Origin of the sequence: Pseudomonas migulae NBRC 103157 (assembly GCF_002091715.1) — a bacterium.
Taxonomy (GTDB): domain Bacteria; phylum Pseudomonadota; class Gammaproteobacteria; order Pseudomonadales; family Pseudomonadaceae; genus Aquipseudomonas; species Aquipseudomonas migulae_A.
The window spans coordinates 1-20,979 of record NZ_BDAG01000061.1; the positions used below are offsets into that span (position 1 = coordinate 1).

Annotated in this window: 22 protein-coding genes and 1 pseudogene; 13 read left to right on the top strand and 10 right to left on the bottom strand. The window is 60.3% G+C overall.

All coding sequences use genetic code 11. The features are described from left to right. Window positions 1–158 precede the first annotated feature (158 nt). Together rhtA and PMI01S_RS28940 are read left to right on the top strand one after the other, a co-directional pair. Window positions 159–1,046: a threonine/homoserine exporter RhtA gene (rhtA, locus tag PMI01S_RS28935; protein ID WP_084323504.1), complete on the top strand. Its 888-nt coding sequence runs from the start codon at window positions 159–161 to the stop codon at window positions 1,044–1,046. A gap of 170 nt (window positions 1,047–1,216) precedes the next feature. Then, window positions 1,217–1,498, top strand: coding sequence for a hypothetical protein (locus tag PMI01S_RS28940; protein WP_084323506.1), 282 nt, complete (start codon window positions 1,217–1,219; stop codon window positions 1,496–1,498). 15 nt (window positions 1,499–1,513) lie between these two features. Here the strand turns inward: PMI01S_RS28940 and PMI01S_RS28945 are convergent, their stop codons facing one another. Continuing rightward, window positions 1,514–2,074 carry a TetR/AcrR family transcriptional regulator gene (locus PMI01S_RS28945; RefSeq protein WP_084323508.1) on the bottom strand — a complete coding sequence of 187 codons (561 nt, stop codon included), beginning with the start codon at window positions 2,072–2,074 and terminating at the stop codon, window positions 1,514–1,516. Window positions 2,075–2,166: 92 nt separating this feature from the next. Here PMI01S_RS28945 and PMI01S_RS28950 point away from each other — a divergent pair, with 92 nt between their 5' ends. Beyond that, window positions 2,167–2,895: an SDR family oxidoreductase gene (locus PMI01S_RS28950; protein ID WP_084323510.1), complete on the top strand. Its 729-nt coding sequence runs from the start codon at window positions 2,167–2,169 to the stop codon at window positions 2,893–2,895. 36 nt (window positions 2,896–2,931) lie between these two features. Beyond that, window positions 2,932–3,522, top strand: coding sequence for a 2-hydroxychromene-2-carboxylate isomerase (locus PMI01S_RS28955; RefSeq protein ID WP_084323512.1), 591 nt, complete (start codon window positions 2,932–2,934; stop codon window positions 3,520–3,522). Here the strand turns inward: PMI01S_RS28955 and PMI01S_RS28960 are convergent. Further along, on the bottom strand, window positions 3,519–4,517 hold the full coding sequence (locus PMI01S_RS28960; RefSeq protein ID WP_084323514.1) for a zinc-dependent alcohol dehydrogenase family protein: 999 nt from the start codon (window positions 4,515–4,517) through the stop codon (window positions 3,519–3,521). The genes PMI01S_RS28955 and PMI01S_RS28960 overlap by 4 nt on opposite strands. A gap of 104 nt (window positions 4,518–4,621) precedes the next feature. Here PMI01S_RS28960 and PMI01S_RS28965 point away from each other — a divergent pair, with 104 nt between their 5' ends. Continuing rightward, entirely contained in the window at window positions 4,622–5,542 is a 921-nt protein-coding gene (locus tag PMI01S_RS28965) for a LysR family transcriptional regulator (RefSeq protein WP_174602690.1), read from the top strand. Here PMI01S_RS28965 and PMI01S_RS28970 read toward each other — a convergent pair. The 4 genes from PMI01S_RS28970 to PMI01S_RS28985 form a co-directional block, all read right to left on the bottom strand. Next, window positions 5,535–7,343 carry an aminopeptidase P family protein gene (locus tag PMI01S_RS28970; RefSeq protein ID WP_084323518.1) on the bottom strand — a complete coding sequence of 603 codons (1,809 nt, stop codon included), beginning with the start codon at window positions 7,341–7,343 and terminating at the stop codon, window positions 5,535–5,537. The genes PMI01S_RS28965 and PMI01S_RS28970 overlap by 8 nt on opposite strands. Before the next feature lie 65 nt (window positions 7,344–7,408). Then, window positions 7,409–8,566 (bottom strand): aminotransferase class V-fold PLP-dependent enzyme, encoded by a 1,158-nt coding sequence (locus tag PMI01S_RS28975; protein WP_084323520.1) that lies wholly within the window; start codon window positions 8,564–8,566, stop codon window positions 7,409–7,411. Window positions 8,567–8,727: 161 nt separating this feature from the next. Next, complete coding sequence (locus PMI01S_RS28980; protein WP_084323522.1) at window positions 8,728–9,342, bottom strand: LysE family translocator; 615 nt, start codon at window positions 9,340–9,342, stop codon at window positions 8,728–8,730. Window positions 9,343–9,440: 98 nt separating this feature from the next. Beyond that, window positions 9,441–9,710 carry a hypothetical protein gene (locus PMI01S_RS28985; RefSeq protein ID WP_084323524.1) on the bottom strand — a complete coding sequence of 90 codons (270 nt, stop codon included), beginning with the start codon at window positions 9,708–9,710 and terminating at the stop codon, window positions 9,441–9,443. Between the two features lie 472 nt (window positions 9,711–10,182). Here PMI01S_RS28985 and msuE point away from each other — a divergent pair, with 472 nt between their 5' ends. The 4 genes from msuE (at window position 10,183) to PMI01S_RS29005 (ending at window position 14,349) form a co-directional block, all read left to right on the top strand. Continuing rightward, window positions 10,183–10,746, top strand: a complete 564-nt coding sequence (gene msuE / locus PMI01S_RS28990; protein ID WP_084323526.1) for an FMN reductase — start codon at window positions 10,183–10,185, stop codon at window positions 10,744–10,746. 10 nt (window positions 10,747–10,756) lie between these two features. Beyond that, on the top strand, window positions 10,757–11,902 hold the full coding sequence (gene ssuD / locus PMI01S_RS28995) for an FMNH2-dependent alkanesulfonate monooxygenase (protein WP_084323528.1): 1,146 nt from the start codon (window positions 10,757–10,759) through the stop codon (window positions 11,900–11,902). 134 nt (window positions 11,903–12,036) lie between these two features. After that, window positions 12,037–13,224: an acyl-CoA dehydrogenase family protein gene (locus tag PMI01S_RS29000; protein WP_084323530.1), complete on the top strand. Its 1,188-nt coding sequence runs from the start codon at window positions 12,037–12,039 to the stop codon at window positions 13,222–13,224. Window positions 13,225–13,245: 21 nt separating this feature from the next. Then, window positions 13,246–14,349, top strand: a complete 1,104-nt coding sequence (locus PMI01S_RS29005) for a sigma-54 interaction domain-containing protein (protein WP_084323532.1) — start codon at window positions 13,246–13,248, stop codon at window positions 14,347–14,349. On the opposite strand, the gene PMI01S_RS29010 is transcribed toward PMI01S_RS29005, so the two are convergent. Next, window positions 14,346–14,711, bottom strand: coding sequence for an antibiotic biosynthesis monooxygenase (locus PMI01S_RS29010; RefSeq protein WP_084323534.1), 366 nt, complete (start codon window positions 14,709–14,711; stop codon window positions 14,346–14,348). The two genes, PMI01S_RS29005 and PMI01S_RS29010, sit on opposite strands and share 4 nt — an antisense overlap. 95 nt (window positions 14,712–14,806) lie before the next feature. Here PMI01S_RS29010 and soxR point away from each other — a divergent pair, with 95 nt between their 5' ends. Continuing rightward, the gene (gene soxR / locus PMI01S_RS29015) at window positions 14,807–15,274 is read left to right on the top strand and encodes a redox-sensitive transcriptional activator SoxR (RefSeq protein WP_084323536.1); all 468 of its coding nucleotides are present in this window, start codon (window positions 14,807–14,809) and stop codon (window positions 15,272–15,274) included. Window positions 15,275–15,399: 125 nt separating this feature from the next. On the opposite strand, the pseudogene PMI01S_RS29020 reads toward soxR, so the two are convergent. Continuing rightward, a pseudogene (locus PMI01S_RS29020) lies at window positions 15,400–15,617 on the bottom strand (MetQ/NlpA family ABC transporter substrate-binding protein); the annotation flags it as partial. A gap of 392 nt (window positions 15,618–16,009) precedes the next feature. Between PMI01S_RS29020 and PMI01S_RS29025 the strand changes: the two are divergent. From PMI01S_RS29025 to PMI01S_RS29035, 3 genes are all read left to right on the top strand, one after another. Further along, on the top strand, window positions 16,010–16,468 hold the full coding sequence (locus PMI01S_RS29025; RefSeq protein WP_084323538.1) for a VOC family protein: 459 nt from the start codon (window positions 16,010–16,012) through the stop codon (window positions 16,466–16,468). Window positions 16,469–16,693: 225 nt separating this feature from the next. Next, a complete protein-coding gene (locus PMI01S_RS29030) occupies window positions 16,694–17,569 on the top strand; it encodes an alpha/beta fold hydrolase (RefSeq protein ID WP_084323540.1) in 876 nt (291 codons plus the stop codon). A gap of 18 nt (window positions 17,570–17,587) precedes the next feature. After that, on the top strand, window positions 17,588–18,538 hold the full coding sequence (locus tag PMI01S_RS29035) for a LysR substrate-binding domain-containing protein (protein ID WP_084323542.1): 951 nt from the start codon (window positions 17,588–17,590) through the stop codon (window positions 18,536–18,538). Between the two features lie 109 nt (window positions 18,539–18,647). Here PMI01S_RS29035 and leuD read toward each other — a convergent pair whose 3' ends face one another. Continuing rightward, entirely contained in the window at window positions 18,648–19,262 is a 615-nt protein-coding gene (gene leuD / locus PMI01S_RS29040; RefSeq protein ID WP_084323544.1) for a 3-isopropylmalate dehydratase small subunit, read from the bottom strand. Next, complete coding sequence (gene leuC, locus PMI01S_RS29045; RefSeq protein ID WP_084323546.1) at window positions 19,259–20,680, bottom strand: 3-isopropylmalate dehydratase large subunit; 1,422 nt, start codon at window positions 20,678–20,680, stop codon at window positions 19,259–19,261. Before leuC ends, leuD begins: the two co-directional genes overlap by 4 nt. Window positions 20,681–20,979 lie beyond the last annotated feature (299 nt).

Here is a 20,979-nt window from a genome sequence, read left to right on the forward strand (position 1 = left end):
ATAGACTTCCAGAATCTGCCGTCAACCCCTGATTTAGCTTTTCTATCAGGAAGTTCAAAATCACCGCTTATATATAGACGCGCCCGCCTTGAATGCGCAGTATATTGCCCAACACTTGAAACAACTCTTTCGCTCCCTGCCTTGGACGATGCCACGCAATGAATGATCAGCCTCGCAGCCTTGCCTCGACCCTGTTCTCGGTGGGCCTGCTCTTAATAGCCATGGCGTCGATACAGTCTGGAGCTTCCCTGGCCAAAAGCATGTTCCCTGTTATCGGCGCTCAAGGAACGACGACCCTGCGATTGATCTTCGCCAGCCTGATCATGATCGTGCTTCTGCGCCCGTGGCGGGCGAAGCTCACCACAAAGTCCCTGCGTACCGTCATCGTCTACGGAATGGCGCTGGGCGGCATGAACTTCCTCTTCTATATGTCCTTGCGCACCGTTCCTCTGGGCATCGCGGTAGCGCTGGAGTTCACCGGCCCCTTGGCGGTCGCCATCTATGCCTCGCGTCGAGCGATCGACTTTTTGTGGATCGCCTTGGCCGCCATCGGATTGATGCTGTTAATACCGACAGGAGCAACAAGTGCCAGTCTTGATCTGCTTGGTGCGGGCTATGCCCTGGGTGCCGGTGTCTGCTGGGCGCTATATATCCTTTTCGGCCAGAAGGCCGGTGCCGACAACGGCGTACAGACTGCCGCACTGGGGGTGATCATCGCCGCGCTGTTCGTCGCGCCTATCGGCATTGTTCATGCGGGCGCCGCGCTGCTGACGCCATCGTTGATCCCTGTGGCCATCGGCGTTGCCATCCTGTCCACCGCCCTGCCGTATACGCTGGAGATGGTCGCCCTGACCCGAATGCCGGCCCGCACGTTCGGAACACTGATGAGTATTGAACCAGCGATCGGCGCGCTGTCAGGTTTACTGTTCCTCCATGAGTTCCTTTCACTGTCACAGTGGATGGCTATCCTGTGCATCATTCTGGCTTCCGTCGGCGCGACCATGACCATGGGAAGCGCCGCCAAGCCCGCCGTTGCGGCGGATTGATACAGGATTTGACGAAGCTCTGGTATTTACCGCGCATTTAGGCCATGTTTAGGCCCGCAACCCAATGTCATACATGGACTTTTCAAGATAGGGATATCAGAGACGCTTCGAGAGAAAGCGAGTGCAGCCAGACCCGGGCACAAAGATCCGGGGACGCTTTAAGGACAGCAATGAAACGAATTTTGATACTGATCGCCGTACTTGCAGTTGCGGGCTGCGCGGCGACATCGGAAACCCATACCAAACGTGGCAAGAAAGGGTTGCATGTCAACTGTTCCGGGCTCTCGTCATCCTGGGACAAGTGCTACACCAGCGCCGCCAATTCGTGCGCGCCGAAGGGATACAAAGTCATCGCCAAGTCCGGAGATGGCGTGGAAGAACCGGGCGATTACCCGTTTGGTCTCAATCCCGCCGGCTATACCAGCCGCAGCATGATCGTCATCTGCAAATAGGTTGATGCCATCTCTTCAGGTTCGCGGGCCTGCAATCTGACGGCCAATCTCGTCGTAGCTGGACTTCAATACCGTGCGCTGAATCTCTGGGGTAGCGAGCATCCTCGCTACAACCAACGCACCGATGCATTGCGACAGAATGGCCCATGCCAGGCTGTCACTCTCCAGAATCTGCGCCCAACGCTCCTGAAGCCGACAAATCCATTTCTCTGCCTGCTGGCGAATCACCAAGTCTGAACGAGCAATTTCCGCGCCCAATGCCGGCAACGCACAACCGGATTCCGGATGTTCGACATGGGACATGCTCAGGTAGTGCTTCAGGCAGCGTTCGAGCTTTTCACGATCCTGTTTCGCCCCGAGACGTTCCAGACTTTCACACAGCTCTCGCTCGACGATTGAAGCGAACAGTTCATCCTTCGACGAAAAATGACTGTAGAACGCTCCGCCACTCAAGCCAATTGCCTTCATCAAGGCATCGACACCGACCGTAGAGAAACCGGACTTCTTCGCCGACACCGCACTGCTTTCAAGCAGCTTTTCCCTGGTTTCCAGTTTGTGACTGGCCGAGTAACGCATTGCCTTTCCCTCAGGATTGATCGTCTTGACGCCTGCCGAATCGTAGCATAACGTTCGTTTAGTTAACGATCGTTCAGCAAAGGGATCTACCCATGAATAACAAGAAGGTCGTACTGGTTGTTGGCGCAGGTGATGCCACGGGCGGCGCTATCGCCAAACGTTTTGCTCAAGAAGGTTTCGTCGCGTGCGTTACCCGGCGCAGCGCCGACAAACTCCAGCCGTTGGTGGACGTCATTAATGCTGTTGGCGGTGAAGCCCATGGCTTTGCCTGCGACGCGCGCAAGGAAGAGGACGTGATTGCGCTGGTCGAGCAGATTGAAAGCCAGATCGGCCCCATCGAAGCGTTTGTGTTCAATATCGGCGCCAACGTGCCGTGCAGTATTCTCGAAGAAACCGCTCGCAAATATTTCAAGATCTGGGAAATGGCCTGCTTCTCAGGCTTTCTCAATGCCCGTGAGGTGGCCAAGCGCATGGCCAAGCGTCAACGGGGCACGATCCTGTTTACCGGTGCTACCGCCGGTATGCGTGGCGCGGCAGGTTTCGCGGCGTTCGCTGGCGCCAAGCATGGCATTCGTGCGCTGGCCCAGAGCATGGCCCGCGAACTGGGGCCGATGAATATTCACGTCGCTCACGTCGTCGTCGATGGCGCGATCGATACCGATTTCATTCGGGATACGTTCCCTGAGAAGTATGCGACCAAGGATCAGGACGGCATCCTCAATCCCGAGCACATTGCCGAGAATTATTGGTACCTGCACAGCCAGCCTCGCGATGCCTGGACCTTCGAACTGGATCTGCGCCCCTGGAGCGAACGCTGGTAAAGCCCTCCCTACAACAATAATCAGAGAGCATCGACCATGAGCAAAGCCGTGGAGTTCTACTTCGACCTAGGCAGCCCCGCCACCTACCTGGCTTACACCCAACTGCCGAAAATCTGCGCGCAGACCGACAGTCAGCTGATCTACATTCCAATCCTGCTGGGGGGCATCTTCAAAGCCACCGGCAATGCTTCGCCAGCGGCCATCCCGGCCAAAGGCCTCTATATGTTTCAGGACCTGGACCGTTACGCCAAACGCTATGGCGTGCCGCTGAAGTTCAATCCCAACTTTCCCATCAATACACTCATGCTGATGCGCGCGGTCACCGGCATGCAACTGCGCCATCCAGAACGCTTCCAGGCCTTTATCGACTGCCTGTTCCGTGCGATTTGGGTTGAGGGTCGCAACCTCGCTGACCTGGCGACCGTCGCCGCCGTGCTGACGCAGAACGGCTTTGATCCCACTGAAGTGCTGGCTCTGACGGCTGATGAAGACGTCAAAGCCACGCTCAAGAACAACACCGAGAAAGCGGTGCAACGAGGCGTGTTCGGCGCACCCAGCATGTTTGTCGATAACCAGCTGTACTTCGGCCAGGATCGACTGGACTTCATCCGTGAAGCCTTGGCTTAAATCTCGATGACCAACCGCCCCTGAGCCGCGCCCGAAGCGAGCAGCTCATGGGCGGCCTCGGCGGTTTCCAGTGTGAACGTCCGAGGATCCATCAATGGCATCAGCTTGCCCGCCTCTATCAACCGCGCCGTCTCGCGAAGAATCTCCCCGTGATGCTCGCGCCCGACACCGGTGAGCAGCGGCAACAACGTGAACACGCCCGAATACGTTGCCCCGCGAAACGAAAGCGGCGCCAGACTGTGCTGCCCCCAACCGAGGCAACTCAACACATGGCCGTGATACACCCGCGCCGCCTTGAATGATGCGTCCAGGGTTTCGCCACCGACCGTGTCATAGACGATATCGAAGCCCTCCCCATCCGTATGCTGCGCTACATATTCCTCGACCGAAGACTGGCGATAATCGATAAACGTCGCGCCGAAACCTTCAATGATTGCCTGCTTCCCTGCCGAACCTGTAGCAAACACCTGAGCACCGAAGGCCCGGGCAATTTGTATCGCTACATGACCTACACCACCCGCCCCACCGTGAATCAGCACCTTCTGGCCCGGCCGCACCCGCGCCCGATCCACCAATCCTTCCCACGCAGTAATCAGCACCAGCGGCAAGCCCGCCGCTTCACGCAGGCTTAAATTGCCTGGCTTGCGCGCCAGCAACCGGGCATCGACCGCTGCGTATTCCGCCAATGAGCCCTGCGTACCGCCAATTCCGGTGGCCATGCCATAAACCTCGTCGCCCGGCAGCCATCCGGTTACACCCTCCCCCACAACTTCAACAATTCCCGCCAGATCGATGCCCACTGTCGCCGGCAACGGCTGACGTGCATGAGCCGCCTGGCCGGCGCGGATTTTCCCGTCCAGCGGGTTCACCCCGCTGGCCTTGATCCTGACCAGCACCTGCCCCGCTTCGGGCACCGGTCGTTGAATGGAGGCCAAGCGTAGCGGTGCATTAGCCGAGTCGACAATCAGAGCGCGCATTTCAATCAAGTCAGTCATTTCGCCTATTCCCGTCAGAGGTGTCTGTGGGATAAATCTTCCTCCTGTTCACTCATACCGATAAGACGCCATATAGCTATAGTAAGCATGCCTATTTGGCATCAATGAGAAACCCCGTGGACAAACTCAATGCAATGACGATCTTCGTCCGAGTCGTCGAACGCGGCAGCTTTTCTGCCGTTGCCCGAGAGATGCGGACCAGCCAGCCAACCATCAGCAAAGTGTTAAAGGCGCTGGAAACCGAACTGGGTGGAAAACTGATCGCCCGCAGCACCCGTCAGCTTTCCCTGACCGATGAAGGTCAGCGCTACTACGATGAATGTCGACAAATCCTCGCGGCCGTCGATGCAGCTGAGCACAGCTTCCAGTCCGGCAGGGAGCGCATTGCCGGTCACCTGCGCATCGGTTCGTCGGTGAGTTTCGGGCGCTTGCAGATTGCCCCGCGCCTGACAGAATTTCTGACACGCCATCCCGGCATCGAAATTGATCTGCAACTGAGTGATCAAAACCAGGACCTGGTCCGCGAAGGGCTGGACGTCACGATCAGAATCGGCGAGCTGCACGACAGCGGCCTGATCGCCCGCCACATCGGCACCACTCATCGAGTGACCGTCGCAGCGCCGGACTACCTCAAGCAACACGGTCAACCGCGATCACCGGAAGAACTGAGCGGGCACAACTGCCTGCAGTTCAACCTGCTGAACAGTCAGAACCTGTGGAGTTACGACAAAGATGCCCAGCGCCACGAAGTGCGGATCAAGGGCAACGCACAAAGCAACAACTCGGAGGCGATCCGCGAGATGGTGTTGGGGGGACTGGGGATTGCGCTGTCGCCGGTATGGCTGTTCAGCGAGGATTTGAAAGCCGGGCGAGTGATGGCGATCCTGCCGGACTACATTGCGCAGTCGTTGCCGATCCATGCCGTGTCCCCGGCGAATCGTCGCCAATCCGCCAGGGTCAAAGCCTTCGTCGATTACATGAGCCAGGCGCTGCAATCAGCGCCTGAACTCAGGCCGATCAGATAGCGGCCGTTCGAGTGTTCAACCACTCCAGCGCTGCGCCGTCGAGCAACGAACTCAAGCGTTCGCGCACCTCGGCGTGGTACGCGTTGAACCATTGTTTTTCGTCCGACGTCAGCAGCGACGGCTCGAGGCAGCGGGTATCAATCGGGCACAGGGTCAGGGTTTCGAATTTCAGGAACTCGCCGAATTCGCTCTTGCCCGCTTCACGGTTCAACACCAGGTTCTCGATCCGTACGCCCCAGCGGCCCGGACGGTAAGTACCCGGCTCGATGGAGGTGATCATGCCTGGTTGCATCGCGGTTTGTGGTGCCGCCGCGGCTTGGTAGGCAATCACTTGCGGACCCTCATGAACGTTGAGGAAGTAGCCCACGCCGTGCCCGGTGCCGTGACCGTAATCGACGCTTTCCGCCCAGATCGGCGCACGGGCGATGGAGTCCAGCAACGGCGACAAAATGCCCCGAGGGAATTGCGCACGGGACAGCGCAATGACGCCCTTGAGCACTCGCGTGCAATCGCGCTTCTGCTCATCGGTTGGCGTACCGACCGGCACCATCCGCGTGATGTCGGTGGTGCCGCCCAGGTATTGGCCACCGGAGTCGATCAGCAACAGACCGTCGCCTTCGATCACCGCGTGCTCTTCTTCAGTGGCGTGGTAATGCGGCATCGCACCATTGGCATTGAACGCGGCAATGGTGTTGAAACTCAACGACACGTAATCCGGACGACGGGTGCGCGCTGCGGTCAGGTGTTCGTCGATGGTCAGTTCGGTGATGCGTTCACGGCCCCACGCCGACTCCAGCCAGGCGAAGAATTCGCACAGCGCCGCGCCATCCTGCTCCATGGCCTTACGGATGTGCTCGGCATCGGCCAGGCTTTTCTGCGATTTGGCCAATGTCGTCGGGTTCAGGCCTTCGACCAGTTTCACGCCGCTGTTCAGGTTCTCCAGCAAACCGGCGGTGACGCGTGCCGGATCGACTTGCAGGCTCGCGCCGCTCGGCACCGCACGCAAGGCGTCGGCCACTTCGCTGTAGTCGCGCAGGGTTACGCCGTCCTGTTCGAGGATCGCGCGCAGCTCGGCGCTGACTTTGCTCAGGGCCACGAACAGGGTGGCCTGTTGCTGGCTGATCAGCGCAAAGGAAACGAACACCGGGTTGAACGACACATCGCCGCCGCGCAGGTTGAACAGCCAGGCGATGTCGTCGAGGGTGGCGATGAAATGCCAATCGGCCCCCCGCTCTTTCAACACCTCGCGCAGGTTGGCGAGTTTCTCACCACGGCTGACCGTCGCCTGAGGCGGCAAGTGCTGATAGATCGGTTCGTTGGGCAGCGTCGGGCGATCGCTCCAGACTGTGCTCAACAGATCGATGTCGGTACGCAGACGGGCGCCGCGCTCCTCCAGTTTGCCACCCAGCGTACGCGCCGAGGCCACGGCCATCACCGCACCGTCCACCGCGACGACGCCGCCTTCAGGGGTTTGCTCGGCCAGCCAGTCCAGCGGCCCGGGCTGACCCGGTTGCAGCTTGACCAGTTCGATGCCACTGCCCTTGAGTTCCTTGGTCGCTTGCTCCCAATAACGGCTGTCCGCCCAGACGCCGGCGAAATCCGGTGTCACGATCAGCGTGCCGACCGAACCGTGGAAACCCGACAACCATTGCCGCCCCTGCCAGTAACCCGGCAGGTATTCCGACAAGTGTGGGTCGGCCGACGGCACCAGCAGGGCATGAATCCCCTCCCGACTCATCAGCTCGCGGGTGTGCGCCAGGCGCTCGGGCACCGATCCGTTGATCGAAGGCTGCGTACTCATCATGTCTCCTGCTAATCACTTCATCATTATTGTTGAGTGCCGATCCCGGTCGGCGCTTTAAGACGCTACTGCCAGAACGCCGGAGCACTGGCGCAGGCCGCTTTGATCAGTTGTGCCGCCTGGTCGATATCCTGATCGGTGGTGAAACGTCCCAGGCTCAAGCGGATAGTGCGGCTCGCCGAGCGGGCGTCATGCCCCAGGGCCAACAGCACGTGGGAGGGAGCATTGCTGGCGGAGTTGCAGGCCGAGGTCGCGGAAAACGCGATCGAGGCACTCAACGCCGCGGAATTGAACTCGCCTTCGTTGAAGGTCAGGCTCAGGGTATGAGGAATGCGCTGGGTCGGACTGCCATTGAGGCGAACGCCTGAAATGCTCAGCAGAGGTTCGAGCAGACGTTCACGCAGACGCACGATCCTGGTTTTCTCTTCATCGAACACTTGTGCCGCCAACGCGAACGCTGCCCCCATGGCAGCAATCTGATGAGTCGCCAACGTACCGGAACGCAAACCGCCTTCGTGGCCACCGCCGTGAATCTGCGCCTGCAAACGTTGCTGCGCGCGAGGCCCGACATACAACGCACCGATGCCTTTGGGGCCGTAGATCTTGTGCGCCGAAAACGACATCAGGTCCACCGGCAACCGAGTCAGGTCGATCGCCACTTTCCCCGCGCCCTGAGCGGCGTCGACATGGAACAGTGCATCGCGGGCGCGCACCACTTCGCCAATGGCCGCGATGTCATTGAGCGTCCCCAGTTCGTTGTTGACCAGCATCAGCGACACCAGAAAAGTGTCCTCGCGCATCGCCTCGCTGACGGCTTGCGCGGTGATCAAACCTTCCTCGTCCGGCACCAGATACGTCACCGCAACACCCGCGTCCTGCAATTGCTTCGCCGTGTCGAGAATCGCCTTGTGTTCGATCTGGCTGGTGATGACATGGCCCCCGGTCATGCCCCGGGCCTGGGCCACGCCCTTGAGGGCGAGGTTGTTCGATTCGGTGGCGCCAGAGGTCCAGACGATCTGGTCTGCTTGCGCGCCGACCAGTTCGGCCACCTGCTGCCGCGCCTGCTCGACCGTTTGCCGGGCCTGCTGGCCGAACGCATGGGAGCTGGACGCCGGGTTTCCGAAGTTGCCGGAGAAACCCAGACACTCGACCATGACGTGGATGACCCGCTCATCCACCGGCGTGGTGGCGGCGTAATCGAAATACAACGGACGTTTATTCATAAAAGACTCGCAGAGCTTGTTCCGGGATCAGGTGCTGGGAACCAGTCAACCAGCAATACCTGATCGGATGCGTAATAGAAGTACGACTTCATTGAAAAGTGCGTAGGAACGCTCCTGAAGTCGAGCTTAACAGGCATCGGGCAACCGGATGAAGCAATGCGTCAGCTAAAGCTTTCGAGCAACAACGGATACAACGAAACCACCAGCAGCGCGGCCATGCCCCAGTTGAACAGGCGTAACCAGCGACGATCCTTGAGTACGTTGCGCAACAGCGTGCCGCACGCCGCCCAGACACCGACGCTCGGCAGGTTGATCAGGGCGAAGACCGCCGCAATCACGACCACATTGGTGAAATAGCCCTGCATCGGTGTGTAGGTGCTGATCGCACCGATGGCCATGATCCACGCCTTGGGATTGACCCACTGGAACGCCGCCGCGCCGAGGTAGCTGATCGGTTTGCTCTCCCCCTGTTCGCCGTCGGATACCGGCCCGGAATGGGCGATTTTCCACGCCAGGTACAGCAAATACGCCGCGCCGACATAACGCAGCACGGTGTAGAGCAACGGATAGGTTTGAAACACCGCGCCCAGGCCGAAACCGACTGCCACGACGAGCACAAAGAAGCCGCAGGTAATGCCAAGCATATGGGGGATGGTGCGGTTAAAGCCGAAGTTCACACCCGATGCCAGCAACATTGTGTTGTTAGGGCCGGGAGTGATTGAGGTGACGAGGGCAAACAGGGCAAAGCCCAGCAGCAGATCGAGCGAGAGCGTCATCGGTGGCAGTCCATCAGGGTCAGTCAGGTACTGACCCTATCGCACACCCCGGGGGAAACCCATGGACAGTTGCATGAAACTTCGAGCGGTACAGTCGCTCAGCTTGGACGGCCGTGAAGCTGGACAGCACGCTCGGCGTTCATCTCGCCTTGTTTGTCGAAACTGAAGGACTTCTGCGGTTCGCCAAGCAATTCAGCTTTTTTGGCGTGGTATTCGTCGAAAGACAAGCCGCGACGATTCAACGCTTCCAGCGCCAGTTCCCGGGTTTCTTCAGCGGTATAGGGCCGCAACTCCGGAGACACATGGCTGGCACAGCCGGCGAGAACGGAGACCGCGAGCAACAAGAAAGTGGTGAGTAGGGTTTTCATGATGTGGCGTCCTGGCATCTGGGTTCGGGGCAATGAACACAGGCTACCCGCGCCTTTCGATGAGCAGAAATCAACGCTTTCGATAGTGGGTATTGAGACCCGTTGCAGGCGCCGGCTTGCTGGCGAGGACGGCCGTAAGAACACCGTATGACTCTAGGGCCTCATCGCCAGCAAGCCGGCGCCTACAAGGGACGATCATATTTCTTAATGATCTATAAATATCAAACAATGTTCTTTTGAGGAATAACAAAGAGCCTTTATAACAACCCCATCGCCTTTAACAACTGTTGCCCACGCAACTGTTTGCCAGGCAACAGTCATTCAACAAACAGTCCTTCAAATCGAACAGCGCGCGTTCATCAATACGCTGCAAGCCACGGAAAACAAGGGCTCGATGGATTGGTACAGCTCTTGCTCAAGCCCTGTGACTACTCACTGCTCGCTGAGCAACTGTTTAAAAAAGGAACTGATCATGTCGCGTCCATTGAAAGTCGTTGCCCTGTCCGGCGGTACCTGGCGGCCGTCCCGCACCTTAGTGCTGACCCAGGCGCTGTTGGCCGAGCTGGCCGGGCAATTGCCGATCGAGAGCAAGCTGATCGAACTGGGCGACATTGCGCGTCCACTGGGCGCTGCACTGTCGCGCCAGGAACTGAGCGCAGACATCGAAGCCGAGCTGCAAGCCATCGAAAACGCTGACCTGCTGATCGTCGCCGCGCCGGTTTATCGCGGTTCGTACCCGGGCCTGCTCAAACACCTCTTCGACCTGATCGATCTGAACGCGCTGATCGACACCCCGGTGCTGCTCGCTGCCACCGGTGGCAGTGAACGGCATGCGCTGGTCCTCGATCATCAGCTGCGGCCGCTGTTCAGTTTCTTCCAGGCGCTGACCCTGCCGATCGGCGTCTACGCCACCGAAGCCGATTTCGCCAATTACCAAATAACCAGTGAGCCCTTGAAGGCCCGCATTCGTCTTGCTGCAGAACGCGCCGCGCCGTTGTTTGGCGTGCACCCCAAAAATCTGCTGAAAATCGCTTAAGGATCTCTTCATGGATGTTTTCTGGTTTCTGCCGACCCACGGCGACGGCCATTATCTGGGCACCACTCAGGGCGCACGTCCTGTGACCCTCAACTATCTGAAACAAGTGGCACAGGCCGCCGACAGCCTCGGCTACCACGGCGTGCTGATTCCCACCGGGCGCTCCTGCGAGGATTCGTGGGTGATCGCTTCGGCGTTGGTGCCGTTGACCGAACGCCTGCGCTACCTGGTGGCGATTCGTCCAGGCATCATCTCGCCGACGGTCTCGGCGCGCATGGCGGCCACGCTGGACCGGCTGTCCAACGGCCGTTTGCTGATCAACGTGGTGACCGGCGGCGACCCGGACGAAAACCGTGGCGACGGCATTTTCCTCGATCACAGCGAACGCTACGAAGTCACCGACGAATTCCTGAAGATCTGGCGCCGGGTGCTGCAAGGCGAAGCGGTGGACTTCGAAGGCAAACACCTGCAAGTGCAGAACGCCAAGGCGTTGTATCCGCCGGTACAGAAACCCTATCCGCCGCTGTACTTCGGTGGTTCGTCGGAAGCGGCCCATGAACTGGCGGCTGAACAGGTCGATGTCTACCTGACCTGGGGCGAACCGCCGGCCGCGGTGGCCGAAAAACTCGCCGATGTACGCGAGCGCGCGGCACGCAACGGGCGCACGGTGAAGTTCGGGATTCGCCTGCACGTGATCGTGCGCGAGACCGCCGAAGAGGCCTGGAAAGCCGCCGACAAACTGATCGAGCACATCAGCGACGAGACCATCGCCGCCGCGCAGAAGTCGTTCTCGCGTTTCGATTCCGAAGGCCAGCGGCGTATGGCCGCGTTGCATGACGGACGTCGCGACAACCTGGAAATTGCCCCCAACCTCTGGGCCGGTGTCGGCCTGGTGCGCGGGGGCGCGGGGACGGCGCTGGTGGGTGATCCGCAGCAAGTGGCGGCGCGAATCAAGGAGTACGCGGACTTGGGGATCGAGAGTTTCATCTTCTCCGGTTACCCGCACCTTGAAGAGGCGTATCGCTTTGCCGAGCTGGTGTTCCCCTTGTTGCCTGAACCGTACGCCAGCCTGGCCGGGCGCGGTGTCACCAACCTCACCGGGCCGTTTGGCGAAATGATCGCCAATGATGTGCTGCCCGCCAAAGCCACGGCCTGACAAGCAATCCCTGTGGGAGCGGGCTTGCTCGCGAAAGCGTCCGTACATTCGACATTTGTTTTGAAGGTGACGACGCCATCGCGGGCAAGCCCGCTCCCACAGGGGAATGCGCCGACTTCCATGAGGAACCCCGCGTGACTGCCAAGCCGCAAAGCGCCCTGTTATCCCCCCTGCACACCGCCCGCCGTTTGGCCGCCGAATTTGCGTTGACCGCTGTCGAGCGCGACGAGCGCGGTGGTACGCCTAAAGCCGAGCGTGACGCGTTGCGCCACAGCGGCCTGCTCGCCTTGAGCATTCCGGTCCAGTACGGCGGCCTCGGCGCCAGCTGGAGTGAAACCCTGACCATCGTGCGCGAGTTCGCCAAGGTCGACAGCTCGATTGCCCACGTCTTCGGTTTTCATCACTTGATGCTCGCCACCGTGCGCCTGTTCGCCCGGCCCGAGCAATGGCAGCCGTGGTTCGAACAAACGGCACGCAAGAACTGGTTCTGGGGCAATGCCCTCAACCCGCTGGACACGCGCACCGTGGTGAAGAAACTCAGTGGCTGGCGCGAATTTTCCGGCAAGAAAAGTTTCTGCTCCGGCGCCAGCGATTCGGAAATGCTGATTGCCTCGGCGGTCGACGAAAGTGCCGGCGGCAAGTTGTTGATCGCCGCCATTCCCAGTGGTCGCAGCGGCATCACCCTGCACAACGACTGGAACAACATGGGCCAGCGCCAGACCGACAGCGGCAGCGCCACGTTCGAACGGGTGCGGGTCGAAGAATCGGAACTGCTGCTCGATCCTGGCCCGCTGAGCACACCGTTCGCCTGCCTGCGGCCCTTGATCGCGCAGCTCACCTTCACGCACATGTTCCTCGGCATCGCCGAAGGCGCCTTCGAAGAGGCGCGGCAATACACCCTCACCGAAACCCGTCCATGGCACAAATCCAACGTTCAAGATGTGCGTCAGGACCCCTACGTGCTCGGCCACTACGGCGAATTCTGGGTGGCGCTTGAAGGGGTTCGATTGCTGGTGGAACGCGCGGCCGATCTGCTCGACAAGGCCTGGGCGAAAGGCCCGAACCTCAGCGCCGAAGAACGCGGACATCTGGCCACGGCCATTGCCACGGCCAAAGTCGCCGCCACCCGCAACGGCCTCGAACTCTGTAGCCGGCTGTTCGAGGTGACCGGCGCGCGTTCGACTCACGCCTCCCTGCGACTGGACCGCCATTGGCGCAACCTGCGCACGCAAACCCTGCACGACCCGGTGGATTACAAACTCCATGAACTGGGCGATTGGGCACTGAACCAGTCCCTGCCGATTCCGACTTTCTATTCATAGCCTTCTCATGGAGCCTGCCCCATGCAACTGCTGACCCTACCGCCCTCGCCCGCCCTGGCCACCTCCATCCGCGCCACCGCCCAGGTGTTCGAAGACCCGAAATCCCAGGCCCTGCTCGCCCACATCCAACAAGTCGCGCCCAGCGAAGCCAGCGTGCTGATCATTGGCGAAACCGGCACCGGCAAGGAGTTGGTGGCGCGACATATCCACAACCTCAGCGCCCGGCGTAACCGCCCGTTCGTGGCAGTGAACTGCGGTGCGTTTTCCGAATCGCTGGTCGAGGCCGAGCTGTTCGGCCACGAAAAAGGCGCGTTCACCGGGGCCTTGAGCGCCAAGGCCGGCTGGTTCGAAGAAGCCGATGGCGGGACGTTGTTCCTCGATGAAATCGGTGATCTGCCGATGGCGATTCAGGTCAAGTTGCTGCGGGTGTTGCAGGAGCGCGAAGTGGTGCGACTGGGTTCGCGCAAAAGCATTCCGATCAACGTGCGCGTGCTGGCGGCGACCAACGTGCAGCTGGAAAAAGCCATCAACGCCGGGCATTTTCGCGAGGATCTGTATTACCGCCTCGATGTGGTCAGCCTGGAACTGAGCCCGCTGCGTGATCGCCCCGACGACATCCTGCCGCTGACCCGACACTTCGTCGAAGCCTACAGCCAGCGCCTGGGCTACGGCACCGTCACCATCAGCAAAGAGGCCGAACTGAAACTGCGCAGCTACAGTTGGCCGGGCAACATTCGCGAACTGGAAAACGTCATTCACCACACCCTGCTGATCTGCCGTAACGGGGTGATCGAACGCGATGACTTGCGCCTGTCGAACATGCGCATCGAGCGTCAGGACGATCACCATGCGGGCGTCGACGACTCACCGGAAGCCTTGCTTGACCGGGCGTTTCAGAAGCTCTTCGAGGAACAGGCCGGCGCGCTGCACGAGAAGGTCGAAGACGCGCTGTTGCGAGCGGCTTATCGTTTCAGTCATTACAACCAGGTGCACACCGCTGCCCTGCTGGGCTTGAGCCGCAACGTAACGCGCACGCGACTGATCAAGATCGGCGAACTGGCGGTGAACAAGCGCCGGCCCACGGAAAACGTGCAAGGCGAGCGCCTGATGCAATTGTCGATTTAACCCACCAGATTGCAGTGCAACGCGTCGTCATGGCTACGTTCCAGACTGTGCAGCACCTGGAACGAGCCGAAGGTCACGGTTTTCGCCTGATGGGCGCGAATCAGCTGCCAGAAATCCTGCTCGCCGCTTTCAAAACTGCGGAACGCGGCTTCCCCCGCCTCGCGAGATTGCCATTGCAGGTAATTGAGCACCCGCCGGCCGTCGTCGCTGGCCTGGATACTGGCACTCAGAAATCCGCTGTAGCCCTGGGCCAGACGTTCGGTCTGCCTCGATAACGCCGACACCAACGCAGGTTGTTGATGGGGCTCGATCTCGAATTCGATCAACTGGGTGAAGCTGCGATTTTTCTCTGGCGCTTGCATGAAGAGTCCCCGCTGACGTGTAAGGCGGATCTTGCGATCCGAAGGCTTGCAGGGTAAAACCTCAAGTTAACTAGAGGTCAAGGGGCATTTGTTAAATGATCACCTCGGAAAATCTGCATAAAGAACTCACTGTCGGCCAATTGGCCGCCCGCAGCGGCGTGGCGGTCACGGCGCTGCATTTTTATGAGTCCAAGGGGCTGATCACAAGCAATCGCAATCAGGGCAACCAGCGGCGCTATCCACGGGAAGTGTTGCGGCGGGTGGCGCTGATCAAGGTGGCGCAGCGCCTGGGGATTCCGTTGGCGGAGATTGGTGAGGCGTTGAAAGCCCTGCCGGATAACCGGGCGCCGACGGCGGCGGATTGGAAGGTGTTGTCGGCGCAGTGGAGCCGGGAGCTGGATGAGCGGATCAAACAGCTGACCTTGCTGCGGGACAAACTCAATGGCTGTATCGGTTGTGGGTGTTTGTCGATGGAGGCGTGTCCGTTGCGCAATTTTGGGGATGTGCTGGGAGAGCAAGGGCCGGGGGCGCAGCTTCTTGAATCGGGGACAGATCCTAAATAGCGGCGCGGCCATCGCGGGCAAGCCACGCTCCCACAGGGTTTATGTTGTTCACCATTATTACAAACGACACAAAACCTGTGGGAGCGTGGCTTGCCCGCGATGGCGTCCTGTCTATCAACAAAAATTTAGAACCCCGGCGCAATCTGTCCTTTGTAGCGGGTCAGAATGAACTGCCGAACCTCATCGGAATTCAACGCCTTGGCCAGTTTCTGCAAACCCGGGTCATTGATGTTGTCCGGCCGGGCCACCAGAAACTCGATGCGAAGACAAACGCCAGGTCCACCTGGCTCACCGAACGCGCCAGTAACGCACCCTCCAGTTCACGGATTTTCAGGTGTTTCGGGGGGCGGCGATCCGATGGGCGGCCGGCGGGTTGATCGAGTAAACGGCAGATTCAGGCATGCATGTCTCTCGGCACCAGTGTTTACCAGAGGACATTGCAGCTTCTGTGCCTGACCGCCCGAGCCCGTTTTTCGGGCAGTTCAGGGCGTTCTCAAGCAGTTTCGAGTAAGAAACCCGAGCAATCTGCTGTATCGCTGTTGATGGCTCAACAGCAGCGTCGTCATGCCCAACCCCCGTAGGAGCTGCCGAAGGCGGCGATCTTTTGACCTTGATGTTCGTCGCCCCGACGCCTGAATCATGATCAAGATCAAAAGATCGCCGCCTTCGGCAGCTCCTACTATATTTGTATGCTCGCGACATTTTTATCCCATAACAAAAACAGGGAGAACCGTCATGAGCGTCAAACCCATTCCAGAGGGTTATCACAGCATCACCCCGTACCTGGGCATCCAGAAAGCGGCAGAAGCCATCGAGTTCTACAAGAAAGCCTTCGGTGCCACTGAAGTCATGCGCCTGTCCATGCCCGACGGCGGCATCGGTCACGCCGAACTGCGCATCGGCGATTGCCCGATCATGCTCGGCACGCCGTGCGATCAGGGACCGTTGAGCAATCCGCACACGTCACCGTCCGTGGGCTTGCATCTGTATGTGAACGATGTGGACAAGTCATACAAACAGGCGATTGCGGCCGGCGGCACGGTGGTGTCCGAGGTCAAGGATCAGTTTTATGGCGACCGATCGGGGACGTTGAAGGATCCCTATGGGCATTTGTGGTTTCTGGCCACGCGCAAGGAGGATCTGACCCAGGATCAGATTGAGCAGCGGGCGAAGGAGATGTTTCAGCAGGGTTGAGATCATCGGTGCCTGACCCGGCCTCTTCGCGAGCAAGCCCGCTCCCACATTGGATCTGTGTCACGGCGAAGATTAAATGTGGCAGCGGGCTTGCTCGCGAGGGGGCCATCCCAGGCGCCACACATCTGCTTGAACACGCTTCATGAACAAGCCCACCACGCTTTGCGCCTTGCCCTCACCGCGCAACACTTTCAGGATGCAGGCAACTACAACAAGGAGGCCTCCATGTTCGCCGGATTCCTGAAAGACCAGCGCCACGTCAACGGTGTCGACATTGCCTATCGCATGGGCGGCAGCGGGCCGGGCCTGCTGTTGCTGCACGGACACCCGCAGACCCATGTCATCTGGCACAAGGTCGCCGAACAACTGGCCGAGCACTTCACCGTGATCGCCGCCGACCTGCGCGGTTACGGTGACAGTGGCAAACCGCTGGCCAACGATCACCATACAAATTACTCCAAACGCGAGATGGCCAAGGATGCCGTGGCGCTGATGAACGCCTTGGGCTTCGAGCGGTTCTCGGTGCTGGCCCACGACCGTGGCGCCCGCGTCGCCCATCGCCTGGCCCTGGATCATCCGGACGCCGTACAACGCATGGTGCTGCTCGACATCGCCCCCACGCTGGCGATGTACGCGCAAACCAATGAAGCCTTTGCCCGCGCCTATTGGCACTGGTTCTTCCTGATCCGCCCGGCGCCGTTACCGGAAACCTTGCTCGAAGCCGACCCCGAAGCCTACTTGCGCAGTGTGATGGGCAGTCGCAGCGCCGGCCTGAAACCCTTCACCGCCGAAGCCTTTGGCGAATACCTGCGCTGCCTGAAGCTGCCGGGCACTGCGCGGGCAATCTGCGAGGATTACCGCGCCAGTGCCAGCATCGACCTGGAGCACGACCGTGCCGACCTCGACGCCGAGCATCATATAAACCTGCCGTTGCTGGTGCTGTGGGGCGCCGAAGGCACGGTCGGACGCTGTTTCGAACCGCTCAGGGAATGGCAACTCGTTGCCACCGACGTGCGCGGCAAAGCGCTGCCCGCCGGTCATTACATCGCCGAAGAAGCCCCCGGACTGTTGCTTGCCGAAGTGCTGGGTTTCCTGCGCTGACACCTGCACCGCGCTGCTATGCTGGCGGCTCATGCCGCCAGTGCCCGTTCTGTCATGACCACCAAGAAAGACACCGTGCCCCTTCCCGAAGACTTGCGTGTATTCCTCACCGTCGTGCGCAAAAGCGGTTTCGCCGCGGCCGCCGATGAACTGGGCCTGTCGCCCGCCTACGTCAGCAAGCGCATCCAGATTCTCGAAACCACCCTCGGCACGCGCCTGTTGCACCGCACCAGTCGCCGCATCGCCCTGACCGAGGACGGCGAGCGCGTGCAGCGCTGGGCGTTGCGCATTCTCGATGACTTTCAGCAACTGCACGATGAACTCTCCGACGCCCACGACCGCCCTCGCGGGCGTCTGCATCTGTGCAGCAGTTTCGGTTTCGGCCGTCACCACGTGGCGCCGGCCGTGTCGTTGCTGGCTGAGCGCTACCCGGACCTGGAGATTCGCCTCGACCTGTTCGACCGGGTGGTGGACATCGTCAGTGAAGGCTTCGATCTGGAGATCCGCGTCGGCGACGATATTCCCGGTCAGCACATCGGTCGGCGCCTGGTGAGCAATCGGCGAGTGGTGTGCGCGGCGCCTGGTTACCTGCAACGCCAGGGTGTGCCGCAGACGTTAAGCGAGCTGGAGCAACATCATTGCCTGGTGATCAAGGAGCGTGACAACGCGTTCGGCATCTGGAACCTGGAGCGCGACGGGGTTCAAGAAAGCGTGCGGGTCAGCGGACCGCTGTCGTCGAATAACGGCGAGATTGTCTTGCAGTGGGCACTGGACGGACGCGGTGTGGTGCTGCGGTCATTGTGGGATGTAAAACCGCTGCTGGATCAGGGGCGGTTGGTGCAGTTGCTGCCCGAGTACAGTCAGAGCGCCAACGTCTGGGCGGTGTACCCGACACGGCTGGCGTACTCGGGGAAGTTGCGGGCGTGCGTGGAGTTTTTGCAAGCGCATTTCGAGGATCTATCGGTATAACGCATTCCCTGTAGGAGCCGGCTTGCTGGCGATAGCGGTGTATCAGGCGATGAGATTGTTGACTGGACGGACGCTATCGCCAGCAAGCCGGCTCCTACAGAGGGTGGTGTCAGCTCAGCCAGGGGTTGGCGGCCAGGTGTTGGCGTTCGAAGGCTTTGATCTGGTCGCTGCGCTGCAAGGTGCTGCCGATGGCGTCGAGGCCGAGCAACAGCGCGGTTTTGCGTAAGGTGTCGATTTCGAACGGGATGAGCTCGCCGTCGTGGAGGCGAATCTCCTGAGCCTGCAGATCAACGCTGATCTGCGCCCCCTCAGGCTGGCTGACGACCCGGCCGAACCGCTGCAACAGCGGTTCATCGAGGGTAATCAGCAACACGCCGTTGCGCTGGCAGTTGTCATAAAAGATCCCGGCAAAACTGCTGCCGATCAGCGCGCGGATGCCCATCTGCTTCAAGCCCCAGACCGCATGTTCCCGGCTCGACCCACAGCCGAAATTCGGCCCGACCACCATGAAACTCGCGCCCTGCCATGCCGGTTGATTGAGCACGAACCCGGGGTTGGGCTGGCCGTCAGTCAAAAACCGCAAATCGAAAAACAACCCTCGATCCAGACCGGTGCGGTCGATGCCCTTGAGAAACTGCTTGGGCATGATCACATCGGTGTCGATATTGGCCGCCAGCATCGGCGCAGCCTTGCCGCTGACGCGGGTGAACGGTTGCAGGCTCATGGGCGATCTCCAAAGTGGCGAATGTCGGTCAGGCGGCCGGTGATCGCGGCAGCGGCGACCATTGCCGGGCTCATCAAATGCGTGCGAGCGCCGGCGCCCTGGCGGCCTTCGAAATTGCGGTTGGTGCTGGAAGCGCAGCGATCGCCCGGCGCCAGCACGTCGTCGTTCATGGCCAGGCACATCGAGCAACCGGACTGCCGCCACTCGAACCCGGCGTCGATAAAGATCGCCGCCAGGCCTTCCGCTTCCGCCTGATTGCGCACCTCGGTGGAGCCCGGCACGATCATCGCCCGCACGTGCCCGGCAACGCGTTTGCCTCGCACCACGCTGGCAGCATCGCGCAAGTCTTCGATGCGCGCGTTGGTGCAGGAGCCGATGAAGGCGTGACTGATGACGATGTCGCTCAGCGCCATCCCGGCTGCCAGGCCCATGTAATTCAGGGCGCGGCGCATGTCTTGGCGCAGGATCAGGTCGCTGACGTCTTGCGGGTCCGGTACACGGGCGCCGATCGGTGATGCCTGGTCCGGGCTGGTGCCCCAGGTGACCATCGGCTCCAGCGAGCTGGCGTCCAGCGACACTTCACGGTCGAACTGCGCATCGGCGTCGCTGTGCAAGGCGCGCCATTGCTCGACGGCCTGTTCCCACAATGCGCCTTTGGGTGCACGGGGCTTGTCCTTGAGGTAAGCGAAGACTTTTTCGTCCGGCGCCATGAACGCGCCACGCGCCCCGGCCTCCACCGCCATGTTGCAGATGGTCATGCGCGCTTCGACGCTGAGCGCATCGATGGTCGAACCGCAGAACTCAATGGCATAGCCCGTGGCCCCGGACGCGCCGATCCGGCCGATCAGCGCCATAATCACGTCCTTGGACGTCAGCCCCGGCGCCAGTGCACCGTCCACCGTTACACGCAGGCTTTTCAGGCGTTTGTAGACCAGGGTCTGAGACGCCAGCAGGTGTTCGATCTCCGAAGTGCCGATACCAAAACCGAACGCGCCGAGAGCGCCGTACGTGGTGGTGTGGCTGTCGCCCGCGGCAATCACCATACCTGGCAGGATGAAGCCTTGCTCCGGGGCAATGACGTGTTCGATGCCTTGGCGCTTATCGAGGATGTCGAGCAATTCGATGCCGAAGTCCCGGCAATTTTCCGCCAGGTACGACACCTGCCGCGCCCCGCCGGCGTCCGGCATGGCGGCCACGCGATTCGGTGCTGTGGGGTTGACGTGATCGACCACCGCCAGCGCGGTGCTGGCGCGCCAGACTCCGCGTCTGGCCTCGCGCAGACCGCTGAATGCCTGGGGACTGGTGTATTCATTGATGACCTGGCGGTCGATGTACAACAGGACGTGGCCCTGGTCATCGAGACGACACACCGTGTGGGAATCGATGTGTTTGTCATAAAGGGTTCTTGCTGAAGTCATGGGGTATTCGCTCAGGCTCGCGGGTTTCAGGCGTCTGCGCCCCATCTTAGGCAGTCGCCCGGCCCCATCAATGGCCGCAGAGTGATCCCGTGAACCATGTTTCGTGTTGGATCAAGGCAGCACAGCAATCTGAAATGAATGCAGGTCCCCCGTGGGAGCGGGCTTGCTCGCGAAGGCGGTATGTCAGGCACCCTATCTGTTACTGCCACACCGACTTCGCGAGCAAGCCCGCTCCCACAGGGGGTTATGCGTTTTCAGCAATAGGAAACATTTACTTTCATATCCCGGTTCGGGATTTC

What these genes read in the sequence shown, in the direction of transcription:
- PMI01S_RS28955 (WP_084323512.1), top strand. Translation starts at nt 2,932, where the DNA reads ATGAGCAAAGCCGTGGAGTTCTACTTCGACCTAGGCAGCCCCGCCACC.
- PMI01S_RS29010 (WP_084323534.1), bottom strand. Translation starts at nt 14,711, where the DNA reads ATGCAAGCGCCAGAGAAAAATCGCAGCTTCACCCAGTTGATCGAATTC.
- PMI01S_RS28940 (WP_084323506.1), top strand. Translation starts at nt 1,217, where the DNA reads ATGAAACGAATTTTGATACTGATCGCCGTACTTGCAGTTGCGGGCTGC.
- PMI01S_RS29025 (WP_084323538.1), top strand. Translation starts at nt 16,010, where the DNA reads ATGAGCGTCAAACCCATTCCAGAGGGTTATCACAGCATCACCCCGTAC.
- msuE (WP_084323526.1), top strand. Translation starts at nt 10,183, where the DNA reads ATGTCGCGTCCATTGAAAGTCGTTGCCCTGTCCGGCGGTACCTGGCGG.
- PMI01S_RS28975 (WP_084323520.1), bottom strand. Translation starts at nt 8,566, where the DNA reads ATGAATAAACGTCCGTTGTATTTCGATTACGCCGCCACCACGCCGGTG.
- PMI01S_RS29030 (WP_084323540.1), top strand. Translation starts at nt 16,694, where the DNA reads ATGTTCGCCGGATTCCTGAAAGACCAGCGCCACGTCAACGGTGTCGAC.
- rhtA (WP_084323504.1), top strand. Translation starts at nt 159, where the DNA reads ATGAATGATCAGCCTCGCAGCCTTGCCTCGACCCTGTTCTCGGTGGGC.
- PMI01S_RS29005 (WP_084323532.1), top strand. Translation starts at nt 13,246, where the DNA reads ATGCAACTGCTGACCCTACCGCCCTCGCCCGCCCTGGCCACCTCCATC.
- PMI01S_RS28950 (WP_084323510.1), top strand. Translation starts at nt 2,167, where the DNA reads ATGAATAACAAGAAGGTCGTACTGGTTGTTGGCGCAGGTGATGCCACG.
- soxR (WP_084323536.1), top strand. Translation starts at nt 14,807, where the DNA reads ATGATCACCTCGGAAAATCTGCATAAAGAACTCACTGTCGGCCAATTG.
- PMI01S_RS28970 (WP_084323518.1), bottom strand. Translation starts at nt 7,343, where the DNA reads ATGAGTACGCAGCCTTCGATCAACGGATCGGTGCCCGAGCGCCTGGCG.
- leuC (WP_084323546.1), bottom strand. Translation starts at nt 20,680, where the DNA reads ATGACTTCAGCAAGAACCCTTTATGACAAACACATCGATTCCCACACG.
- PMI01S_RS28965 (WP_174602690.1), top strand. Translation starts at nt 4,622, where the DNA reads ATGAGAAACCCCGTGGACAAACTCAATGCAATGACGATCTTCGTCCGA.
- PMI01S_RS28985 (WP_084323524.1), bottom strand. Translation starts at nt 9,710, where the DNA reads ATGAAAACCCTACTCACCACTTTCTTGTTGCTCGCGGTCTCCGTTCTC.
- PMI01S_RS28980 (WP_084323522.1), bottom strand. Translation starts at nt 9,342, where the DNA reads ATGACGCTCTCGCTCGATCTGCTGCTGGGCTTTGCCCTGTTTGCCCTC.
- PMI01S_RS28960 (WP_084323514.1), bottom strand. Translation starts at nt 4,517, where the DNA reads ATGACTGACTTGATTGAAATGCGCGCTCTGATTGTCGACTCGGCTAAT.
- PMI01S_RS29035 (WP_084323542.1), top strand. Translation starts at nt 17,588, where the DNA reads ATGCTGGCGGCTCATGCCGCCAGTGCCCGTTCTGTCATGACCACCAAG.
- leuD (WP_084323544.1), bottom strand. Translation starts at nt 19,262, where the DNA reads ATGAGCCTGCAACCGTTCACCCGCGTCAGCGGCAAGGCTGCGCCGATG.
- ssuD (WP_084323528.1), top strand. Translation starts at nt 10,757, where the DNA reads ATGGATGTTTTCTGGTTTCTGCCGACCCACGGCGACGGCCATTATCTG.
- PMI01S_RS28945 (WP_084323508.1), bottom strand. Translation starts at nt 2,074, where the DNA reads ATGCGTTACTCGGCCAGTCACAAACTGGAAACCAGGGAAAAGCTGCTT.